17 protein-coding genes are annotated in these 20,553 nt (G+C 55.3%); 6 read left to right on the top strand and 11 right to left on the bottom strand.

What is annotated here, in order from left to right:
* Positions 1-35: 35 nt before the first annotated feature.
* Together AC07UC_RS26985 and AC07UC_RS26980 are read right to left on the bottom strand one after the other, a co-directional pair.
* Complete coding sequence (locus AC07UC_RS26985) at positions 36-1,154, bottom strand: glycosyltransferase family 4 protein (protein ID WP_494907971.1); 1,119 nt, start codon at positions 1,152-1,154, stop codon at positions 36-38.
* Positions 1,151-2,275, bottom strand: coding sequence for a glycosyltransferase family 4 protein (locus tag AC07UC_RS26980; RefSeq protein ID WP_494907970.1), 1,125 nt, complete (start codon positions 2,273-2,275; stop codon positions 1,151-1,153). The genes AC07UC_RS26985 and AC07UC_RS26980 overlap by 4 nt, the downstream gene beginning before the upstream one ends.
* 323 nt (positions 2,276-2,598) lie before the next feature.
* On the opposite strand from AC07UC_RS26980, the gene AC07UC_RS26975 reads away from it, so the two are divergent.
* From AC07UC_RS26975 to AC07UC_RS26965, 3 genes are all read left to right on the top strand, one after another.
* Entirely contained in the window at positions 2,599-3,690 is a 1,092-nt protein-coding gene (locus AC07UC_RS26975; protein ID WP_494907969.1) for a glycosyltransferase family 2 protein, read from the top strand.
* Positions 3,691-3,803: 113 nt separating this feature from the next.
* Positions 3,804-4,583 (top strand): class I SAM-dependent methyltransferase, encoded by a 780-nt coding sequence (locus AC07UC_RS26970; RefSeq protein ID WP_494907968.1) that lies wholly within the window; start codon positions 3,804-3,806, stop codon positions 4,581-4,583.
* Positions 4,576-4,947 carry an EamA family transporter gene (locus tag AC07UC_RS26965; RefSeq protein WP_202323303.1) on the top strand — a complete coding sequence of 124 codons (372 nt, stop codon included), beginning with the start codon at positions 4,576-4,578 and terminating at the stop codon, positions 4,945-4,947. Before AC07UC_RS26970 ends, AC07UC_RS26965 begins: the two co-directional genes overlap by 8 nt.
* A gap of 91 nt (positions 4,948-5,038) precedes the next feature.
* On the opposite strand, the gene AC07UC_RS26960 is transcribed toward AC07UC_RS26965, so the two are convergent.
* Positions 5,039-7,165, bottom strand: coding sequence for a DUF7024 domain-containing protein (locus AC07UC_RS26960; RefSeq protein WP_494907967.1), 2,127 nt, complete (start codon positions 7,163-7,165; stop codon positions 5,039-5,041).
* A gap of 319 nt (positions 7,166-7,484) precedes the next feature.
* Here AC07UC_RS26960 and AC07UC_RS26955 point away from each other — a divergent pair, with 319 nt between their 5' ends.
* The 3 genes from AC07UC_RS26955 to AC07UC_RS26945 are packed head-to-tail and all read left to right on the top strand — an operon-like array spanning position 7,485 to position 11,617.
* Positions 7,485-8,468, top strand: a complete 984-nt coding sequence (locus tag AC07UC_RS26955; protein WP_494908997.1) for a glycosyltransferase family 2 protein — start codon at positions 7,485-7,487, stop codon at positions 8,466-8,468.
* A 4-nt stretch (positions 8,469-8,472) separates the two neighbouring features.
* The gene (locus AC07UC_RS26950; protein ID WP_494907966.1) at positions 8,473-9,384 is read left to right on the top strand and encodes a hypothetical protein; all 912 of its coding nucleotides are present in this window, start codon (positions 8,473-8,475) and stop codon (positions 9,382-9,384) included.
* Positions 9,371-11,617, top strand: coding sequence for a DUF7024 domain-containing protein (locus AC07UC_RS26945; RefSeq protein ID WP_494907965.1), 2,247 nt, complete (start codon positions 9,371-9,373; stop codon positions 11,615-11,617). The genes AC07UC_RS26950 and AC07UC_RS26945 overlap by 14 nt, the downstream gene beginning before the upstream one ends.
* A gap of 2 nt (positions 11,618-11,619) precedes the next feature.
* Here AC07UC_RS26945 and AC07UC_RS26940 read toward each other — a convergent pair whose 3' ends face one another.
* From AC07UC_RS26940 to gmd, 8 genes are all read right to left on the bottom strand, one after another.
* Entirely contained in the window at positions 11,620-12,312 is a 693-nt protein-coding gene (locus AC07UC_RS26940) for a methyltransferase domain-containing protein (RefSeq protein WP_494907964.1), read from the bottom strand.
* 341 nt (positions 12,313-12,653) lie between these two features.
* The gene (locus tag AC07UC_RS26935) at positions 12,654-13,817 is read right to left on the bottom strand and encodes a glycosyltransferase (RefSeq protein WP_494907962.1); all 1,164 of its coding nucleotides are present in this window, start codon (positions 13,815-13,817) and stop codon (positions 12,654-12,656) included.
* 15 nt (positions 13,818-13,832) lie between these two features.
* Positions 13,833-15,422: a glycosyltransferase gene (locus AC07UC_RS26930; protein ID WP_494907961.1), complete on the bottom strand. Its 1,590-nt coding sequence runs from the start codon at positions 15,420-15,422 to the stop codon at positions 13,833-13,835.
* Positions 15,423-15,460: 38 nt separating this feature from the next.
* Positions 15,461-16,507, bottom strand: coding sequence for a class I SAM-dependent methyltransferase (locus AC07UC_RS26925; RefSeq protein ID WP_494907960.1), 1,047 nt, complete (start codon positions 16,505-16,507; stop codon positions 15,461-15,463).
* Positions 16,504-17,730 (bottom strand): ABC transporter ATP-binding protein, encoded by a 1,227-nt coding sequence (locus tag AC07UC_RS26920; RefSeq protein WP_140768784.1) that lies wholly within the window; start codon positions 17,728-17,730, stop codon positions 16,504-16,506. Before AC07UC_RS26920 ends, AC07UC_RS26925 begins: the two co-directional genes overlap by 4 nt.
* 2 nt (positions 17,731-17,732) lie before the next feature.
* Positions 17,733-18,518 carry an ABC transporter permease gene (locus AC07UC_RS26915; protein WP_494907959.1) on the bottom strand — a complete coding sequence of 262 codons (786 nt, stop codon included), beginning with the start codon at positions 18,516-18,518 and terminating at the stop codon, positions 17,733-17,735.
* A gap of 33 nt (positions 18,519-18,551) precedes the next feature.
* On the bottom strand, positions 18,552-19,496 hold the full coding sequence (locus AC07UC_RS26910; RefSeq protein ID WP_494907958.1) for a GDP-mannose 4,6-dehydratase: 945 nt from the start codon (positions 19,494-19,496) through the stop codon (positions 18,552-18,554).
* 38 nt (positions 19,497-19,534) lie between these two features.
* Entirely contained in the window at positions 19,535-20,521 is a 987-nt protein-coding gene (gene gmd, locus AC07UC_RS26905) for a GDP-mannose 4,6-dehydratase (protein ID WP_494907957.1), read from the bottom strand.
* Positions 20,522-20,553: the final 32 nt, after the last annotated feature.

Genomic DNA, 20,553 nt, shown 5'->3' with positions numbered 1-20,553 from the left:
TGCTGAATTTCACAAGCCGTGCCTTGCAGCGGCACTCAACGTCGACGGCTGTCGATCTGGTGATAGAGATCGGCATAAGCCTTTCCCATCCTGTCCGATGTAAAGAGCCTGGCATAGCGCTCTCGGGCTGCTCGCCCCCACTTCGCTGCTTCGTCAGGCGAATCGACCAGCCGGTTGATCGCTTCGGCAAGCCGTGCCGGATCGGAAGGCGGAACGACCAGCCCGGTTTCGCCGGCCTTGTTCACATAACTGGTTCCCGTCCCGATCTCGCATGAAATCATCGGCTTGCCGCCCATTGAGGCCTCGACCAGCGATAGCCCATAGGCTTCCGACCTCTGGTTCGAAGGAAAAACGAACCCGAGGCAGCCGTGGAGGAGCGCCATTTTGTGCGGCTCCGAAACCTCGCCCAGGAAAATCACATTGTCGCGCCGCAACGTGCTGGCCTGCAGCTTGAGTTGCTGCTCGATCGGTCCCGAGCCGGCGATGACAATCTTGCATCGAACCCTGTCCGCGGCCTCGATCAGCACATCAAGTCCCTTGTAGTAGCGCAGAACGCCGACGAAGAGCACGAAGGGCTCCGCCACCGCCGACCGGCGCCAGTTGGTGTCGGATTCGGTCGGCGCGGGGTAAGCGGTTCCGTCGATGCCGATGGGAATGATCGTCGATTTGGCCTTGAAGGCCTTGAGGACAGGGCTCGATCCCAGATAATCCGGGGATGTCGCAACGATCGTGTCCACGTTCTTCAGGAAACGCAGCATCAGCGGTCGATAGAAAGGCAGTATCAGCTTCTGTTTGACGATGTCGGAATGATAGGTGACGACGGCCGGCTTGCCGTGACGGGAATGAAAATGCACCATATCCATCAACGGCCATGGAAAATGATAGTGCAGCAGGTCGGCTTTCCCTGCGAGTTCCGCGAATTTCCGAAAAACCGCGCGCGAGAATCCGGTCGAGGCGAGTTCGAAATCGAGCTTGGCCTTGTGGGCCATGTGGCCATCAAACCATTGGGTGTTCTCGGCCGGAGTGGGGCTCAATGACAGCACGTCCGTTTCGATGCCGTGGCTCGCGGTGCTTTGGGCAATGGCCTGTATCGTGCGCTCCACCCCGCCAAACGAATCCGGCCAGTAGGTCTTGAAGAAGTGCAGGACTTTCAAACGCGGGCCTTCCGTCTTTGCTCGATGGCCTGTTCAAAAATCCGCAGCATGCTCTTGGCGTGGTTTTCCCAGGTGAAGCGTCCGGCATTCCTTTTCGCGCCTGCGGCGATCCCGTCTCGGAATTCCGCATCGACGCACAACCGGTGGAATGCAGCGGCGATTGCCTCGGGGTCATTCGGGTCGACGAGGACGGCATTGTCGCCCGCCACCTCAGGCATTGACGACGTGTTCGAGGTCAGCGCCGGCTTGCCGAAAGACTGTGCCTCGACGATCGGAAAACCGAACCCCTCGTAGAGAGATGGCATCGCCAGAAACAGGCAATTCGCATAAAGCGTGGCGAGCGTCATGTCGTCGACGAATCCGGTAAACTTGATATTCGCCTCCAGCCCGCCGGCGCGCACCTTATCGGCAAGGCTCGTCTGTTTCCACCCCGTACCGCCGACGATGACCAGATCGCAGCCGGACCGGATGCCGGCCGGCAGCAAGCCGTAGGCCTCTATCAGATTGCCGAGGTTCTTCCGGGGCTCGACTGTGCCGACGAAGAGCGCATAGGGCTTGCCGATGCCGAGCGGCCGCAGGCTCGAAACATCGCCGGGAGCCGGCAGGGTGACAGTGCCGGGGTGGACCGTCCTGACCGGCGATTTCAGCCAGGGGAACTCGGCCGTCAAGGCGGTGGCCGTGGCCGTGGAATCGGCAACCACGGCATCGGCGGTCCGCAGCGCGGGCTTCATAAGCAGGCGATCGCCCACCCAGGTCCGGGTCCGCATGGTCCGCGCGGCGTGCAGCCAGACGAGGTCGTGAATCGTGACCACCCGTGCGATGTCGCCGCCCAGCACAAAGGGCAGACGGTGCGACGGCCCCCAGAACACCTCCACGCGGTCGCCCCGGGCCAAGGAGGGCAACACGGCCTGGCCCCAGAACGTGCGGGCGACAGGCCCCTTGAAGCTGGCGACCCGCACGCAGACGCCAGGCGGAAGGTCGTAATCCGGATTGATCCTGCCAGGCGCATAGACAACCACATCGGCGCCGAGAGCCGCCAATGCCTTCACGGCATTGTGGACGAACCGGCCGATCCCGTCGGTAGCCGATCCAAGATTCCTGCCGTCGATCCCGATCCTCAATCTTGTCTCCGGAAATGAACTGGGCAAAGGATTCCGGACATTTTTACGACGGCAGCAGGGCAGGTGCGGGAAAGCGTGGTCGCTCGACCGCGCATTACGAACCACCTGTAGCATAGATCCTCTGAATCGGTAACATCAGGGCTGGCCGTCATGCAGCGAAAGCCGCTCCACAGCCTGAGACATGAATTCGCTTGGACGTCGCCGGCTCATGGAACTCGCTCGTCACCGTAGCGTCGAAGCTTTATGCGTCGTCGGCAAGCCGATAGACTTCGGTTGCTCTGGAGATAAAGCTAAGCTAAAGCCCTCGGCGCAACTGAAAGACTATGCCACATGGCCCACCAGAATGGCTGCGGGTGAGCTTTTTGCCCTCACAACAAAAGCCTGCCATCGCCGTCGTCATCCCGAGCTATCGGGTGCGCAATCATATTCTCGCCGTTCTCGGCCAGATCGGCTCTGAAGTCACTGCCATTTATGTCGTCGACGACGCCTGTCCCGAGGACACTGGCCGCTTCGTCAAGGAGCATGTCACGGATCCCCGTGTAAACGTGCTGTGGAACGACCAGAATCTCGGCGTCGGTGGGGCGACCCTCGCGGGGATGAAGCAGGCTGCCGCCGACGGGGCCGATGTGATCGTGAAGATCGACGGCGACGGCCAGATGGACCCGGCGCTCATTCCGAGCTTCGTCGGCGTCATTCTTATCGGTGAGGCGGACTATGCGAAAGGCAACCGCTTTTTCGATCCGGAAGGGGTGGCTTCCATGCCTTTAGGCAGGCTGATCGGCAATGCGGGCCTCTCCTTCCTCGCCAAGATGTCGACCGGATATTGGCACAGTTTCGATCCGACAAACGGGTTCTTCGCAATCCACGCCAGCCTGGTCGGTCTTCTGCCGTTGGAAAAGATATCGAGGCGTTTTTTCTTCGAATCGGATCTTCTTTTCCGCCTGAACGTCCTTACCGCGCGCGTGGTCGACGTGCCTATGCACTCACACTACGCCGACGAGGTAAGCAATATGAAGCCGCATCGCGAAATTCCGCGATTTGCGCTCGCGCATCTGAGGAATTTCGGCAAGCGCATCTTTTACAACTACTTCATCCGCAATTTCAGCATCGCGTCGTTGGAGCTTTTGTTGGGATTGGCGCTTTTGCTGTTTGGCGTTGTGTACGGCCTGTCGAAATGGGGTACGTCCGTGCCGGCCACCGCCGGCACCGTGATGATTGCAGCGCTGCCGATCATCGTTGCGACCCAGCTCCTGCTTGCCTTCATCAACTACGATATCCAGTCGCTTCCGCGGTCGACGCTGCACTTGCGACTGAAGACCTCCGTCCAACCGATGCGAGCGCTGAGACACAGGGACAGCATGAAGCATCAACACGAGAGTTCGCCTTCAGAGCCGAGGGATAGTGGTCAGGTATGACAGATAAAGCATCAATCACTCTCCCTTGTCCGGTTTGTAGCGGCGCGTTTGTTCGGCAACGGCGGATGTGGCTTTTCAGATGCGCCAGATGCGGTCTGCTGGCATCTTCGCTCTTGCCGGCGATCCCACAGGCAAAGACAGAGACGGTCCTCGATGAAGAGGCGCGGCTAGTGGGGCTTTACGAGGCGCGCAGGCGCAGCAATGTCGCCATTCTCGAGGTGTTGTCCCGGATTTTGGCTCCGACACAGCGGGCGTTGCTCGATGTCGGATGCGGTCACGGGTTATTCTTGAAAGACGCGCTTGCCGCGGGTTTTTGCGCCGAGGGGATCGAGCCAGACGCCAATGTCGTCGACGGCGCGCGCGCGGCAACGGGTGCTATCGTCCGCCACGGCTATTTTCCGGACGCCCTCGATGAGGGGGAACAATTCGACGCCATCACCTTCAATGATGTGCTGGAGCACATTCCGCAAGTGGAGAAGGCCATAGCTGCTTGCCACCTGCATTTGCTGCCTGGTGGCGTTCTGGTGCTGAACTGCCCGGACAAGGATGGCATATTCTACAGGCTTGCAAATTTCATGGATCGTCTGGGCATTAGTGGCCCGTTCCTGCGAATGTGGCAGTTTGGACTGCCTTCACCCCATGTATGGTATTTCAGCGCCGAACACCTCACTGAACTGGGCAAGAGAGCGGGCTTTGAGCAAGGGGAGGTCGTTCGTCTGGCGCCGATCACGGCGAAAGGCCTGCGGCAACGGGTTTCCTACGTTCAGGGCCAATCGAAGCTGATGAACGGTCTCACCTACATCGGGTCGCTGGCACTTCTTCCTATCCTCGGACTGTTGCCCCGAGACACGTCGATCGTCTTCCTCAGAAAATCCAAGGTACAAGATGGATAATCGGCTTTGGGTCTATTCCGCAGCGGTCGCTGTGCAGGCATTGCTCTCGCTTGGGCAGATACTCTTGAAAATCGTTGCAGGGCGGCTGGCAACAAGCGGCTGGGCAGTTCTGACCGATATGTCGCAATTCCTCCATGTCGCTGTACCTGGTGTTGCTGTAGGGCTGCTCTACGCCGTCGTGGCGTCACTATGGCTTTATGTGCTGCAGAACCTGCCGATCAACCGGGCCTTCCTGTTTGTATCACTGACCTTCGTATTTGTGCCTCTGATGGCAAATCTGCTGCTGGGGGAAGGGATCAGTCTCGGGACAATAATCGGTGGCCTTTTGATCATTGCCGGAATTGCGGTAGGCGTCCTAGCCTGACCACGTCGTGATCGCATGACCCTCGGGCGCAAAGGGCACACCTTCCCGTGAGAACTAAGGAGCCCGCGCCGAGTTTGGGCAGTTGCTCAACTTACTGCGTCAAGTCCTCCACGCTCAGTTGACGGAATGCAATTCCAAGCTTTCGGCGATCCTGGTTTAGACCAAGCTCCTTCGGTGAAATTGGGTTTGGGATCGAAATGGAGATCGAAGTCGATGCCTCCGAATTTTCAAATGGGATAGCAATTTCCTGCGCTGATCTCGACAGCACGAACGTCGCCGATTGAGAGCCTGTGTGCACGGAAATAGGTCGCCCGACATTCGGACCGAATGCATTTGCCGTGAGGTGCAGGACGAATTTTTTTGGAAGCGGCTTTACGAATTCCAGTGTGACCATAGGACCATCCGACCATCTCCCCCAGGCTTCGATAAACGACAGGCCTTGGGCTCGGGTCAGGATTTCGGGCCAGGATCTTCTCGTGAAGTCTATCCTGTCTGATCCCGCGAGCCGAAAGATCGAAAAACCATTCAGATCCAGCTTGAAACGAAAGCTAGGCGGGGGAGGGTGATCACCGATAAGAAGGAGCCATTCCTTGTCGCGAGGGACCTTCGAAAGATCCGCTGGAGCGCCTGCCGGTATTTGAGCAATCGAAGCCCTAGGGTTATCGAGATAGAACAATGCCCGAAATAATCCCGCTGGACTCGAACCCATGGCCGCAAGGCGAGATGCATCACTGCCAGCCAAATACTGATGCGCGAAGATGCCTGCCTCGTCAAAAGCATCCGGATGAAGCCGATTTCGGAGTTCGAGGCTCGAAAAATAAGATGTAAAAACAACTGACAGCGGGGTGAAGATAAACAAGAATATTATTGCGCCTGTTCTGCGATTTTTTAGCCAAAAAATAAGAGATACTGTGCTTATGCCGCTCAAGATATAGAAGTAATATTTATTATATGTAAGTCCTCTTATTTCTGGACTGTCAATATAGCTAGGGGTGTACGGAATCATCCTGGTAGAAATGCAGATTATTCCTAGAATTAGCATTGAGGCGAATAAAATTGAAGAATAAGCGGTAATTTTACGATTTTCTGCGGACTGGAGGCTTCCTGCTATAGCCATTAGTAAGAGTGGGAACGCGAAATTGTAGTACCGCATGTGCAGGCGAAATGGTGTGTCGCCGCCACCTGCGCCGGTGGCAACTGAGGCAGTGAACAGTGCCACTATAGGTATCAGGGTAGCAAAGATGGCAAATGCGTAGAATGCGATATTAAGCGGAGCATTCCCGGCTTCGTTGCGAGACAGGGCCTTCCGGAGGCTGAACAAGACGGTGGCCAAAGGCGTGCCGAACAGGATCGATAAAGCAAGGGAATGACCGGCAAGGCTGAAGCCGGCCACTTTGATGAGGTCGACATAGTGCGTGGCTGCTCGACCGGCGATGGAGCCATAAACGGGACCGAAGAGGGTAATGCCTGCACTTCCGGCTAAGGCGAAGCCGAGCGCCATCTTGGCTGCGATGGCGACGGCGACAAACAATGTGGAGACCTGGAGCCATCTGGCGATCCAATTCTGCTCCGGCCTTTGCCTGATTAGGTAAGCAAAATACAGGACCACTCCAGGCAGAAAAAATAATGAATGTGGCTTAACGAGTGTCGTCAGGGAAAATATAAGTGCTACAAAAATAAATTTGAGATAACGTGAATTATTATCCAGACTAAGTATTCCCCAGGAAAAAAACCAAAATAATAAATAATACAGAGATTCTGGCATATAGTATGCGGTATATGTATTAATCGGCGCAAGGACAGACAGAATGGAAATTAGCGTCGCGACCGGCTTGGAGGTGATTCGCGAGGATATAGAAAAAATAAATGGCACAGCGAGTATGAAGAAAATTGTGTTAAGGTAGCGGGCGCATGCGAGAAAGCCATCTCCGCAAAAGCTGGTGTATTTATAGATAGAGAAAAAAAGGTAGGATGGGACAGGTGCGCCGGCGATGGCGCTAAGTCGTGAAAAATTGCTGTAGATATATTCGTCGGCAAAAACGACCGCGTACAGTCCTTGATTCCGTATGCTGATAGCGATGCCTATCGAAACCAGGAAAACTGACAGAAATGCTGTCGAATTATTGCGGTACAGCTGGATGGAATTCGTCCAGGTAATGGAAGAAAAGCGAGCAACCTTATCGTATGCCAAAATCACAGGCGGCCTTTCCTTAGCCAAACATTTTCCGATACCGCCTGTCGACTATTTTGACCAGGCATTCAACCATTATGCGCACGCTATTTCGCAGAATGATGGCGAATCCCGGTAAGTAGCCACGGCAGGGATCCCTAACCTCTCTGCATCTTACCGTGTCCGCAGGGGGAGGGGGTTGTTCGAGGGATGGTCACGCCATAAGGCGTCATGAAGTAATGCTAATGTACATTTTCGTCGACTCCGCGGTTCGAGGGAAAGACCATCGTTACCCGGGAAAACCGCTTGCGCCTCAGCCTGAGGATGGTAGATGCACTGATCTCAGCCCGAATTCGAGAGCAAGCCCCTGCCAAAACTGATCATCCAGATTCCTTGCTATAACGAAGCCGAAACGCTCGCGATAGCGCTGAATGATCTGCCGCGGACCGTTGCTGGTTTCGACAGCGTCGAGTGGTTGATCATCGACGACGGGAGCAGCGACGCCACAGCTAGGGTCGCGGAGGAAAACGGCGTCGATCACGTCATACGCCATACCAGCAATCGTGGCCTTGCCTATGCCTTCATGACCGGCATCGAAGCCTGCCTCGCGCGAGGCGCCGATGTCATCGTCAACACCGATGCAGACAACCAGTACAACGCGGCCGATCTGCCGGCCCTAACAAGGCCGGTTCTTGAGGGACGCGCGGACATGGTCATCGGCGCTCGGCCGATATCGGAGATTGAGCACTTCTCGCCGTCGAAGAAGCTGCTGCAGAAGCTCGGCAGCTGGGTGGTTCGCGTCAGCAGCGGCACCGATGTGCAGGACGCACCGAGCGGATTTCGCGCGATCTCGCGCAACGCGGCCCAGCGCCTGATCGTCTTCAACAACTACACCTACACGCTGGAGACCATCATTCAGGCCGGCCGCAAGAACATGCGCGTGGTCTCGGTGCCGATCCGCGTCAACGGTGATCTGCGACCGTCGCGGCTGGTCAAGAGCATTCCGTCGTATCTCAAGCGCTCGATCTTCACCATCGTGCGCATCTTCGTCATCTACCAGCCGGCCCGGTTCTTCGGCGCGGTCGCAGTCGTTCTCTTCGGCCTCGGTTTCCTGCTCGGCCTTCGCTTCCTCTACTTCTACCTGGTTGATGCAAGCAGCGGTCACGTCCAGTCGGTGGTCCTGGCGGGCGTGCTGATGTCGATGGGCTTCCAGGCACTTCTGGTTGCGTTCCTGGCCGACGTGATCGCGGCCAATCGCAAGCTTCTGGAGGACATCCGATATACGCAGCGCGCGGCGCAAGGGGAGGCTGGTGGCCATGCTTCCGCCCGGAACAACAAGAAGGCAGGATAGGCAGATGAATGGGGCTGGCGGCCAGAGCCAGGAGATAGCGCTCAGCCCGAATGCCAGAACCTGGCTCAATCGCATCGGGGGTTTACTGGGTCTGGCCGGTATTGTTTTCGTAGGGATCAGGCTCCACGGTTATGCGGGCGAGATCAATTTCCAGCGGATTGGCGTTGGCGGTTACATCGCAACAGCTGCACTGGCCGGCATGTACGCTGTGCTGAACTTACTGATGGCTTTCGGCTGGCAGCGTCTGCTCCGTCACCTCGATGTTACAGTTTCACGACCGTGGGCAATCTATGCCTACGCCATCTCGCAACTGGCCAAATATGTTCCCGGTAATATTTTCCAGTTCGCAGGGCGGCAGGCAATCGGTTTGGCGGCGGGCATTGGCAACGGACCTCTGGCCAAGTCAACGGTCTACGAATTGGCGATTCAGGCCGCAGCCGGAATCCTGTTTACGCCACTTGTGGTTCCTTTCGTCGCAGCCGGTGTGCCCGGTTGGTTAGGCTGGGTTTCCTTTGCCGCTGTATTGGCGGTCGCGCTTTGGTTGGCCGCTCGCACCGGCGGTGCTGATTTCGCTGCGGCTGTGGCCTTCTATCTCACCTTCATCGCGCTTGCGGGTTTGGTATTTGTCGCGGCTTTTGTTCTTGCAGGGGGCTCAGGTGATTTGGTGCTCTATCCGGCAATAGCAGGCGCCTATGTAATTGCCTGGCTCGTGGGCCTCATTACGCCTGGCGCGCCCGCAGGTCTCGGCGTGAGGGAGGCGGTCCTGCTGTTCATGCTTGGCGGGATTAGTCCCGGCCCGGTCATTCTTTTGGCGGTCGTGATCGGTCGAACAGTTACTGTCCTGGGCGATCTTTTGTTTTTTACTGGCGGGCAGATTGTGGGCAGATTCTACGGGATGAACTATGGGCAAGACTGACGGAACCCTGCTCTGCAAATTCAGTTTTGCTGTGCTTGCGACGGTTGTGCTATTTATCGGCCTGTTTGTGAATGGCGCATTGCCCGGCTTTATGGTGCCTACGACAGGCCAAGCCATCTGGACATTGGGTTTCGCGCAGTCGTTTGCCAATGGCTTCTCGATTTATGCGACTAATTTTGGCTTGCCGGAGCCGGCAGCCATATCATTCGGACTTGCTGCGGCCTTGCCAACCGCACTTTTCCTAAAGATCGGCGTCCCACCTGCCGATGCATATGCGTTGGCGTTCGCACTGTGGTTCACTGTTGCATTTTACGGCGCATACAGATTTGTACGCCTCATCGGTGCCCAAGGTGGAATCTCGCTCGTCTGCGCTCTGCTGTGGCTCACTCTACCCGTTATATGGCAGCACGCGGACTATTCCATGGTGTCCCTTGGAATGGCACTTTTGCCTTCGTACTTCTACGCCCAATTGCGGTTGATGCGTGAAAATTGCCGTTTGCCTTCATCCATTTTGTTCTTTGGGGCCACTTTTGTGGCGGTGTTTATGGATGGATATACTTTTATGATGTTTGCAGTTGGGTCTACAATATTATTTTTTGTAGAAATAATAAGTAATTCAACGACACGAAAATATATTTTATATAGTGTATCTCCAATAATATTCGTTTCTTTCTTATTGTCATATTCCTTGTATGCTTTGTATATAGGTAGAAGTAGATTTGATGTAGAGAATTTGGATATATTTAGAGCATATGGGGCAAATTTAGAATTCTTTTTTATTCCTACGAAAGGAATCATTTGGATAGCTGATTTAATAGGCTGGAGTGCAATTCGCCAGGATGGTGATTATTTTGGTGATGGGTCGGTATTCAAGGATTCTTTCGCTTTAATATTAATAATTGCAGGGATTTACTCAGTCGTGACGAGATCGTCCGACGCTAGATTGAAGGCCGCATTCCTGTTTATCAGCCTCTGTGGCTTCTACATGGCCTTGGGGCCGTCGTTCAAATTAAATGTACTGAGGCCGGAGGGTATCGATGCGTTGATGCCGCTCCAATATGCCCCATGGCAGACCGGAACCGAAGTTCTCTCGACATATTTGCCCGGGTTTAACAACATGCGCGCCAGTTACAGATGGGTAGCGCTTGGCATGTTCGGAGCGTGGGCACTGCTGGCGCTACATGTGGCAAGTCATCGTATACAGTCGGCCATCACGATTGCAATCATATCAGCTGGCATCGCCTTCAATATTCCAACGCGCGCAATAATGGTCGCCAACGCGCATTCTCGCCAGGAGATCGCGGATATTGACGATTATGTTGAGGGCCTGAAACCGAGCTTTCGGTCGGCGGAAAAAGTTGCCTTTCTGCCATTTCGAAACGACTTCTTTGCAAATTACATGGCAAGCAAAATAGGAATAAAGACCTATAACATTGGCGGTGATAAGAATCTTACCGCCGCGATAGGAAGTTGGCCCGATACGATGCGTGCATTTGAGATCGGTAAGACTGGCCCTGATTTCGGGAAGAAAGTTCTTTCGCTGCTCACACGAAAAGATGCGGATGTCGTGGCGATACCCTACATGGATCTACTATGGGCAGCTCATGAATGGCCGCATGCCCCAGAGTACTCTGACGAAATGCAACCTTACATAGATGAGATTCAATCATCGGGAATGGTGGATGTCACTCGCGCTGAAAATTTCACTTTTCTCCGACTTAAGCCCGATCTGCGTCGCTTGCCCAGTGACAGGCTTTCCGCGCTCGCCGCTGCGTATATCTGCAAGGATGGAGTTCCCCTTGCTTTGTCGTCTCGATTGAAGTTCTCCGACCCCAGCGCCGTTTGTGGTAACGGATGGTCTGGCGTCGAGGCTTGGGGGCGCTGGACGGCCGGCAACCACGCGACTCTCTATTATCAACTCTCCGCCAACGGTGAACGCAAAGTTCTTGAGCTTGATGCTCGAGGCTTCGTTGGCGGCAACCTCGCAAATCAGAAGATTGGAATTAGTGTCAACGGCAAAAGGTCCGACGAATGGGAGTTTACGATCCAGTCGTCACGCAAGATAGAGCGACTTGAATTGCCGCAAGGCGTCAGCGCCGTGGATATAGAATTCTTCATTCCTAACGCCAAATCCCCAAAGGATGCGGGAGTGTCAGGCGATCTTCGCACTCTTGGTTTGGGTATAGCCGCTATCTGCCTAACCAAGCCTGACGAGCCTTGTCTTAAGCTCTGACACTAAGCCCGAAGGGACTTCCACTCGGCAGAGTCGCGGATGATCGCCACGAGCATATCACGGCCTTTGCGGGCCAAAATGTCCAAACTCATCTTGAGACCGGACGGATCGACCGGGCGGCCGAGCTCCTCGAAATAGACGTTGTGGACGAATTCCTCCTTAGAGAGTTCCTCGGTATTCCTGGCGAACTCCACATCGAAAAGCCAGCCGTCCTTGATCGCGGCGCGACTTATAACCAGGCCCACCTGCTTTCCCGCATCCACCAAGGTCAAAGCAGTGTGCCCGGCGAGGTGATAATCGCCATTATACGCTTGGGTGCCGTAGACCATATTGACCAAATGCGCATGCGCATGGGTAGAGAACCATCCCGGTCCGGTGCCCGTCCGCAACATGTCGAACAGACTCGGGAGCCGAATCTTCAGTCGCCCGTGGGCAGACAAGAGCCTCGCCCATTCCTTCAGGGCCGGGACCTGCTTTGCTCGTTCGATATGCTCAAGCACGTCCTGTGCGACAATCACGTTGTAGTGGCCGCTCGGTAATTCATGCAAATCCAGGATATCGGCAACATAATCCGGCTTGTGGAAGTCATGAAGGTCAACATTAAGGAAGCCCTCTCGGATGTCCCAGCCACATCCTAAATTTAGCTTCTTATAATGGAACAATTCCGACTGTTTTTTTGCAGACGCGTTTGGCACGTTAGTCTCCACCTATATCGTCCTTTCAACTAACGCCACCCAACCGCACACGCAACTCTTTCTCATCATAAAACGAGAGGCTTTATGGATCCCATTTCCTGCAGGTGCTTATGCTCTCGTGATCTTGCTCGAAGGCGGCTGGAGCGACAGCCTCGTGGACCTGACGGCCAAGGGGATGACGATTAGATAAAACCCATAAACTCGTCTTACATTCCAATTCGCTCGTTGCCCCGGCTTCGGCCGCTTGCCGTCTTCCATGCCATTTCTTCATTGGCCCTCATCGGCGGCCCGCCCCTTGGGGGCGAGTGAGTGAAAAATCCATACGCATTCGGCGCCTTAAATTAGAGTGAAAGGTTCTTTATGTAGGACGGATAGCCGCGCAAAACATTTTCCCAGGTCAAATTACGCACTTCTTCGAAGCGCCTCGCGGATTTTCCTCCAAATAGAAACACGTCTCTAATGGCTTGTTTGAATTTCGCTGGGTCGTCGGTAATTGTAACCCCTCCCAGCGCCTTGTAGTCCTCAAATCCGACGAAACTTTTAGAGGTGCCAACGATTGGCTTCAACGAAAGAAGAGCTTCGGCTGTTTTCAAATTAGATCCACCACCAGAGGTTACCGGCAATACTACAACTTCGGCCAACTCGAATAACGCGTTCAGCGCATCCTCCTCCTGGCGCCCGATGAGCATTGTTGTCTCGGCGAATATCGAACGATTCGACGCGTATAGGGGGGACGATGTAATCAGGTCGCAAACTCCCCCCACAACCACAAGCCTAGCGTCAGGTGGAATGCACCCCGGAGCAGGAAGGAACAATTCAAAAAAACCTTCGGCATTAGGTGGATGCGCACTGCCGGTAAAGACTGCAACTTTCCGGTATCTAAGTTCGTGCCGCCAAGAGCGCAATAAACTTTCAGATGCGTTGCGGCGTATATGTCCATTGCCGAACACACAAATCTTCTTCGCTCCCCATCCCGCGTAGACGTTGGCATCGTATTGCGTGCAAGCAACCACCAGATCCGCCGCCTCGACTAGCTCACGCTCCAGCCTCTCTGCCTCGCTCCGGTCGAGGGCAGAAGCCATAAGCTGTGATTCAACATTTTGACTCGAATAGACGATCTTCGCGCCGTCTAGGCCTTGTTCTCTAAGATCGGATAATAACGCTGCGTGCCAAGGCTGTTCAAAGATGATTACCTTTGGCGAGCACCGCCTAATCCTGGCCAAGAAACTCTGTTTATATGCGGGCTCCAGGCCGAATATCGAGTGCGCATGAAGGTCTAACTTTCCTCCGCCGGAAACGAGCGCCGTATGCAACTCCCTGCCAAAAGCGAACTCGCCTTCGCCTCGGTCATATTCAGGATAAGAAATAGCTGAGAATATCGGTAAGTAATCAACACGCATCCCACTCTCGATCAGCGCGTCAACGAATGCTCGAACTCTTCGCTGCCCTCCATGGTACGGTTTGCTGATGGGGTACACGCCGATGTACGAAACGTCATAATCCATGCCGTCTTCCTTTGGCTACTGTCGAATACCGAATTTATTACTCGACGTTAAGACTGTGGTATCAAGCATGTGTTGAACGATCGGCGTAGTAAATTCTTCCCAAGTATACGATTTGTAGTTAGTCTTTATGTGCTCGGACTTGAGATCAAGAGCCTTTTTGTCAAACATGTATTTCTCAATGGTCTCAATCCATCCGATGCCGTCAAGAGTATCGATATGATCTGCAAGCCCTTGTCCTGCCTCCTCTATCGATGACCCCTTCGATGCGATACATGGTTTTCCAAAAGCTAGGCTCTCGGCCACGGTCATGCCGAAGCCTTCGTAGTGAGAGGGAAAGATTGTAAATGCGCAATTTGCGTACAACCAGCGCAGCTGGTCATCACTAACGTTGTCGAAGTGGGCGATATGACGTCCACCAATAGCAGGGTCCTGAGCGATCTTCCTCATGAGGCTATCAGTGTCCCAACCCTGCTTGCCGGCAAAGACAAGGGGTAATAGCTTTGCGCTGTGCTTCAGTGCAAGGCGCCGCCATAAATGATACGCGAAGTCATGGTTTTTTCGAGACTCAATCGTGCTAACAAAGAGTACAAACTCTCCAGGATTGATCCCATTTGATTCAAGTATACGTGGATATTCTGTCAAATGAGGAGTTGTTTCGTTTACGAATCGCGCAGGGCCTAATCTACAAATTTGTGCTTTGCTGTCCGGAATTGAGGGATAGCCGCATGCATCGGCATACCGCCGCAGATCGTAAGCCGTGCTGTCAGATATGCAGAAGAAATGGTCGCAAGCCCAAAGCAGATAGTGGAGGCACGCGGCAAAATTCTGCGCGGCTCCGGACTCCGAGAACTGGCGAACGACAATCGGAATAAGGTCGAACAAAAGCAGGCTGACGTGAATATGTTTCTGTGACTTTATTTTCCAAAGCCATTTCGCCTTGCTTCCCTCCCAGAAAACTCCGGGCAGTAGTATTGCGCCGATGGTGTCCATCTGCACCGGTAACGAGCCGGGCGGTGGTGCGCTGTGAACCAAGGTCATGCGAAGACCGCTAAGTGGTGCCCTCAGGTCGACTGAGGAGCCGGGGGACCAGAATCTGGCCAATTTACCCAACGTGTCAAAATCAATCTCGTCATGGTGGTCGGCTACGTACTGCTTGGCTCGTGTTGCTCCTTTGAGGCGCCAGTTGCTGAAGCCGGAAGCTCGTCCCGCCATATAATTGGCGAATAATAAGCCGGCCACGAAAGTCTTGAAGTGCGACTTGTTCGAAGAAGAGCCGTCAACCAAATTATGGTCGCTTGGGGTATCCTTGCTGGATGAAGGCGAGCTGCCCGAAGACGCGGAGCTTGTGATCATCTGCATAACGATATCTTGCGGGATCTGGCTATATTCTTGAGTCTCGTCAGAGAAAAATCCAAAAATGACGCTTCCCGGAGACTCTGAGAGGAAATGTCTCGCTACCTCATGTTCGCATCGGATTATGCCGACAGGAGGGGAAGACCGATGACGCCAGCTGGTGCTGAGATCGACGAGGATGCGGCCTCGTGAAGGTGAAGTGAAGCCAGGTTTGGAGGTGGTTGTTGCGGATTTTGGCATGACAGCTGTCACGAATTCGGTCCTGAGATTTTCACTGGCGCGGGCCATTCCTATTTGTCAGCCTTGGAAAACAGCGTAGAGGTAAATCTAAATATTTTGTATATTAGTGTTGACTCAAGTTTTGCGAATCTTTTTTCAATTATATAATTCTTCGAATTATTCTCTTCGGTTTGTTGTACAAGAAGGGAAATGGTGTGGCGAAATTCGTCAATGTCATTTTGTGAAAGTTTTATCTGCGCGGTAAGGTTTGATATCAGCTGATGAAGATGGTCAATTTTAGGAATTACCTGTGACGTAGTCGTATTCGAGTTGCTGGCGATCTCGGTGTCAGCGGAATGAAGCCAGCTTTTTATTTTAGTCATATCGTTAGGGGCTTGCTGTGACTCGACCTGCACAAATTCGGCAAGTGATTCAGCTTTTTCGCCAGATTGCTCATCTCGCTTTCTTGCTAGACACGCATAGTCTCGCGCCATATCGAACATAACATGGACGCTGCGCTCGATCGGCCCCGCTTCGATCATTGGTTCGCCATTCAGCCTCAGAATGGCGGTCTCAGGGAACCCTGCCTGCTCTACTAGAAATCCCAAAAGACTCGGCGGCAGGGGACTCTTATGCGTCGGGTCGAGATGGAAAGTGTTCACGCCCACCGATATATTTTCCGGATTGGGGGTTTCTAGGATAAGCAGGCCGTCCTTCGCCATCACCCGATGGCACTCGTCCAGCAACTCGATCAGATATTCGGTTGGCACGTGCTCGACCATATGGAAGGCCGAGATCACAACAGCGCTACAGTCCGGCTGCCTCTTTAGATATTCTATGGCGTCATGCAGTTCGATGTTTAGTCCACGTTCGACTGCCTCCTGCGCCATGCCTCCGTTCAAATCCACACCCGTGGCGTCGAACCCGGCCTCGGCGAGTATTTCCAGCCATTCGCCACGTCCGCAGCCAAGATCGATCGCCAGGGTCGGTCCCTCAGCCTGTCGCGGTACCTGCGCCAGCAAGGGCTGGTAGATCTTCAGCCGATCCTTGACGAGTTCCCTCGAGCCGCGAAAGCGATCCTCGAAGGCCTTGTAGAGATCATCGAAAGTTTTTTTCATCTGACGATTTCGAACACGTGTTCAAGGCGGCTCGTCCCGACAAAAAACGGGCGGTCTGAATTGATGACGTCGAAAACCTCGACGTTTTCAATCCAGTCGAAATTGTTGTCGATGTGAACGTCTCCCGTGTGGAGCGAGATGGAAAGCCCGTATGAACCCTGGCCAAGTGCGCAGGCAAGGCGCAGGTTGCATTCCACCTTGTCCCCGGCTTTGATGCCAGAAAGCACCTGGCCCGTATGCCAGGTGTTGGTTCCCCAAACTGTGTGGCCGGCGCGGTCTTTCAGCATGAACCCGATGACGAGTTCCGGAATATCCTCCTTCGCTTCTATCCGGGCTCGAATTGTCACGCTCTGTCCGGAGATGGCGGTCTTGATCGGCTTCCCGTTTTCGCCGTCGATCAGCGCGACGGATTCTACCGCGGCCGCCTTGGTCCCGCTCCTGCTGTAAAGCCAATCGTCCTTTTCGCGCCGTTGTTCGATGGTCAGCTTGGCGTTCTCCTTGGTCGCGATCAGGGCGTTGTAGTAGTCGACCACTTCGTCGGGCGGCCCATCCTTCAGCACACGTCCCTTGTCCAGCAGAATCACCCGGTCACACAAGGATCTGACGTCGCCCATGCCGTGAGTGACCAGAATGATCGACGTGCCGGCGGCCCTGAAACTGCGTATCCGGTCGAAGCTCTTGTGCTGGAAATAGCTGTCGCCCACCGAAAGCACTTCGTCGACGATCAGCACCTCGGGCCGTTCAGCGGTGGCCAGCGCGAAGGCCAGCCGCGCCTGCATGCCGCTCGAATAGGTTCGCAGCGGCTGGTCGAAGAAGTCGCCGATCTCGGCAAAGTCCTCGATATGCGGCATCAATTCGGCAAGCCGCGTTTGCGAGAGCCCCATCAGCCCGCCGGCATGGTAGGCGTTCTGGCGCCCCGTGAATTCGGGGTTGAAGCCGAGCCCGAGTTCGAGGATGGCGCTGATGCGCCCGCCAACGCTTGCCGTGCCTTCGGTAGGCCGCACGGTGCCGGTGATCAGCTTCAGAAGCGTGCTCTTGCCGGCACCATTCTGGCCGATGAGACCCAGCGCCTCGCCGGCCGCCAGGGAGAACGAGATGTCCCTTACCGGCCAGAATTCCTCCGTGGGCTTGACGGGCGCGCCGAACCAGCCGGCAAACCTTTCCAGGTTGCTTGCGTAGCTCGCATAGCGTTTCGACAGATGGCTGACGGAAAGCACGGTCATGGCTACAGCACGTCGACGAGTTCGGGGCTTGCGCGCCGAAAGAAGATCATTGCGAAAGCCATGCTCACAACTCCAAGTACAGCCGGCACGATCAGGCTTTCAGGGTTTGGCCAGCGGTTGAACAACAACGCGTCCTGATAGAGCGCCACCAGCGGTGCGATCGGATTGAGGCCGATCAGAAAAGCATATTTTTCGGGCAGAACATTGGCGGGATAGACGATCGGCGTCAGCCAGTACCAGAGTTGCAGCACGATCATCATGACTTGCGCCACATCGCGAATGAACACGTTCATCACGCCGAGGATCACGCCAAGGCCGAAGCCGATCGCGGCAATCAGGATGATCCCGACCGGCAGCAAGATAAGGGCGCGGCCCGGAATATGCCCCAGGAAGATGAAGATGACAAACAGGGCGACGAGCAGCAGCAGGTGGTTGATGAGTGCCGTGCCCCCCACGATGACGGGCAGGCACAAGCGCGGAAAGGCGATCTTCTTCATCACGGGTGCCTGCTCGATGAAGACGGTCATGCTGCGTGTCAGAATCTCGCTGAACAGCGTCCATGCCGCCATGCCGGACAGGAGATAGATCGGATAGGCCGCGGGGCTGTCCGTGTCCGGGAGCCTTGCCTTGAGAACTTCCGAAAGGACGATCGAGAAGATGAGTGCCTGCGCAAGCGGGTGAAGGATGAACCACAGGCCGCCCAGGCGCGACCGCACGAAACGCCCTTTCAGGTCGCCCCTGATGGAGGAAATGATGAAATGGCGGTACTGCCACAGGCTTCGAAACATGTGCTCAACCTCTGGCGCGCTGCGGTGATGTCGTCATCGGGCGTCACATAGCCGGTGCCAATACCCGAAAACGTCGGCTATTGTCTGCTCGAACGGCACCAAAGGCTGCCAATTCAGCTCGGCGCGTGCCTTTGAAGCATCGCCTGATGCGGTGGGAATCTCGTTCGGGCGGAGTTTTTCAGGGTCGGCGCGTACTTCGATGTCGATGCCCGACTGCGCAACAAGCGTATCCAGGATATCACGGATTTTCCGGGGTTGTCCCGATGCGATGTTGTAGACTTGGTCCGGCGCGGCGTCCAGATTCAGCACCACGGAACTCGTATACGCGCGCACCACGTCGCGAACATCGAGGAAATCGCGCTCCGCCTCGAGATTGCCGACGTGAATGACCGGTTCGCTTTTGCCGGACACGATCTCGGCGACCTGGCGTGCGAAGGCGGAAACCACATAGGCATCGGACTGACCGGGGCCGGTGTGGTTGAAGGGACGAAAGCGCACAGCGCGCAAACCTTCATACGCCATTTGCCCGATCATCAGGTCCGCGGCCGCCTTGGTGGCGCCGTAGACCGTCATCGGCCGAAGCGGCACATCTTCCGTCACCGGACCTGTCGCGCTCCGGAAGGAAGCGCCATAGGCTTCGGAACTGCCCACATAGACGAACCGGGCGCCCGGCGCGTGGTGCAGCACGGATTGGGCGAGGTTCATCGTTCCGGTGAAATTGACGTTCCAGGCATGCCGTGGCGCGTTGCGCGCATCGGAAGGTGCGGCGACCGCGGCCAGATGAATGAGCGCGGTGGGCTGCACTTCGCGGACGACCTCGTCGATCCCCTTTCGGTCCTGCAGGTCGATCGCGTTTCGTTGGCCTGCGCCATGGCCAAGCGGGAACACCTTGCAGCCAGCATGTTCCCGCTCCAGCAACCGCAACAGTGCCGCGCCGACAAACCCTGTTGCCCCGGTTATCAGGATGCGATGCGTCAACCTATCGACCATAACGCAAAAAAAGCTCTCCGCTCAACTCAGCGCTTGGCGGAGTTGGCGTGACGTTCGAGATCGGCGTCCACCATTTCACGGATCATGTCTTCCAGCGAGATCGTCGCCTCCCATCCCAGCTTCTGCTTTGCTTTCGCAGGGTTTCCGAGCAGAATTTCGACTTCGGCCGGTCTGAACAGGTCCGGGTCGATCACAAGGTGATCGTCGATCTTGAGCCCGGCATGCTCGAACGCGATTCGGCACATGTCGCGCACGGTCGTCGTCCTGCCTGTCGCGACGACGTAATCGTCCGGCTGGTCCTGCTGCACCATAAGCCACATGGCACGGACATAGTCCTTGGAGTGACCCCAATCGCGCTTGGCATCGATGTTGCCGAGTCGCAACTCCTTTGCCAGGCCTTTCTTGATGCGCGCCACCGCATCCGTGACTTTTCGGGTGACGAACTCAATGCCGCGGAGCGGAGATTCATGATTGAACAGGATGCCGCTCGAGGCATGCAGGCCGAAGCTTTCGCGATAATTGATGGTAATCCAGTGGCCATAGAGCTTCGCAACCGCGTAAGGCGAACGCGGATGGAAGGGCGTTGTCTCCGACTGCATGGGCTCCTGGATAAGACCGTACATTTCCGAGGACGACGCCTGGTAGAAACGGGCTTCGGGCGATTCGAGGCGAAGTGCCTCGAGCACATTGGTCACGCCTATGCCGGTGACGTTGCCCGTCAGGATCGGCTGCTGCCACGATGATTTGACGAAGGATTGGGCGGCAAGGTTGTAGACCTCGTCGGGCTTAACGTCGCGCATGGTTCGAGCCAGCCCGGACAGATCCGTCAGGTTGCCATCAACGATCCGGACATCGTTTTCGATGCCAAGCCATTTCAGGCGCGTTGTGTTGACGTCAGCCGTGCTCGATCGCCGCGCCAGTCCGTGGACCTCGTAGCCCTTGGAAAGCAGCAACTGCGCCAAATATGCGCCATCCTGCCCGGTAATGCCGGTGATCAAAGCTTTCTTTGTCATCAATGTTCTCGATTGTATCTGGTGGTTGCTCG

Source organism: Mesorhizobium sp. GW821-FHT04C10, assembly GCF_059420305.1.
This window is presented reverse-complemented; position numbering and strand designations above follow the sequence as displayed.

Bases quoted from the DNA above. Each gene is read 5' to 3' on its own strand.
- AC07UC_RS26950 (WP_494907966.1), top strand. From the start codon at position 8,473: ATGAATGGGGCTGGCGGCCAGAGCCAGGAGATAGCGCTCAGCCCGAAT.
- AC07UC_RS26915 (WP_494907959.1), bottom strand. From the start codon at position 18,518: ATGTTTCGAAGCCTGTGGCAGTACCGCCATTTCATCATTTCCTCCATC.
- AC07UC_RS26920 (WP_140768784.1), bottom strand. From the start codon at position 17,730: ATGACCGTGCTTTCCGTCAGCCATCTGTCGAAACGCTATGCGAGCTAC.
- AC07UC_RS26925 (WP_494907960.1), bottom strand. From the start codon at position 16,507: ATGAAAAAAACTTTCGATGATCTCTACAAGGCCTTCGAGGATCGCTTT.
- AC07UC_RS26975 (WP_494907969.1), top strand. From the start codon at position 2,599: ATGCCACATGGCCCACCAGAATGGCTGCGGGTGAGCTTTTTGCCCTCA.
- gmd (WP_494907957.1), bottom strand. From the start codon at position 20,521: ATGACAAAGAAAGCTTTGATCACCGGCATTACCGGGCAGGATGGCGCA.
- AC07UC_RS26945 (WP_494907965.1), top strand. From the start codon at position 9,371: ATGGGCAAGACTGACGGAACCCTGCTCTGCAAATTCAGTTTTGCTGTG.
- AC07UC_RS26965 (WP_202323303.1), top strand. From the start codon at position 4,576: ATGGATAATCGGCTTTGGGTCTATTCCGCAGCGGTCGCTGTGCAGGCA.
- AC07UC_RS26935 (WP_494907962.1), bottom strand. From the start codon at position 13,817: ATGGATTATGACGTTTCGTACATCGGCGTGTACCCCATCAGCAAACCG.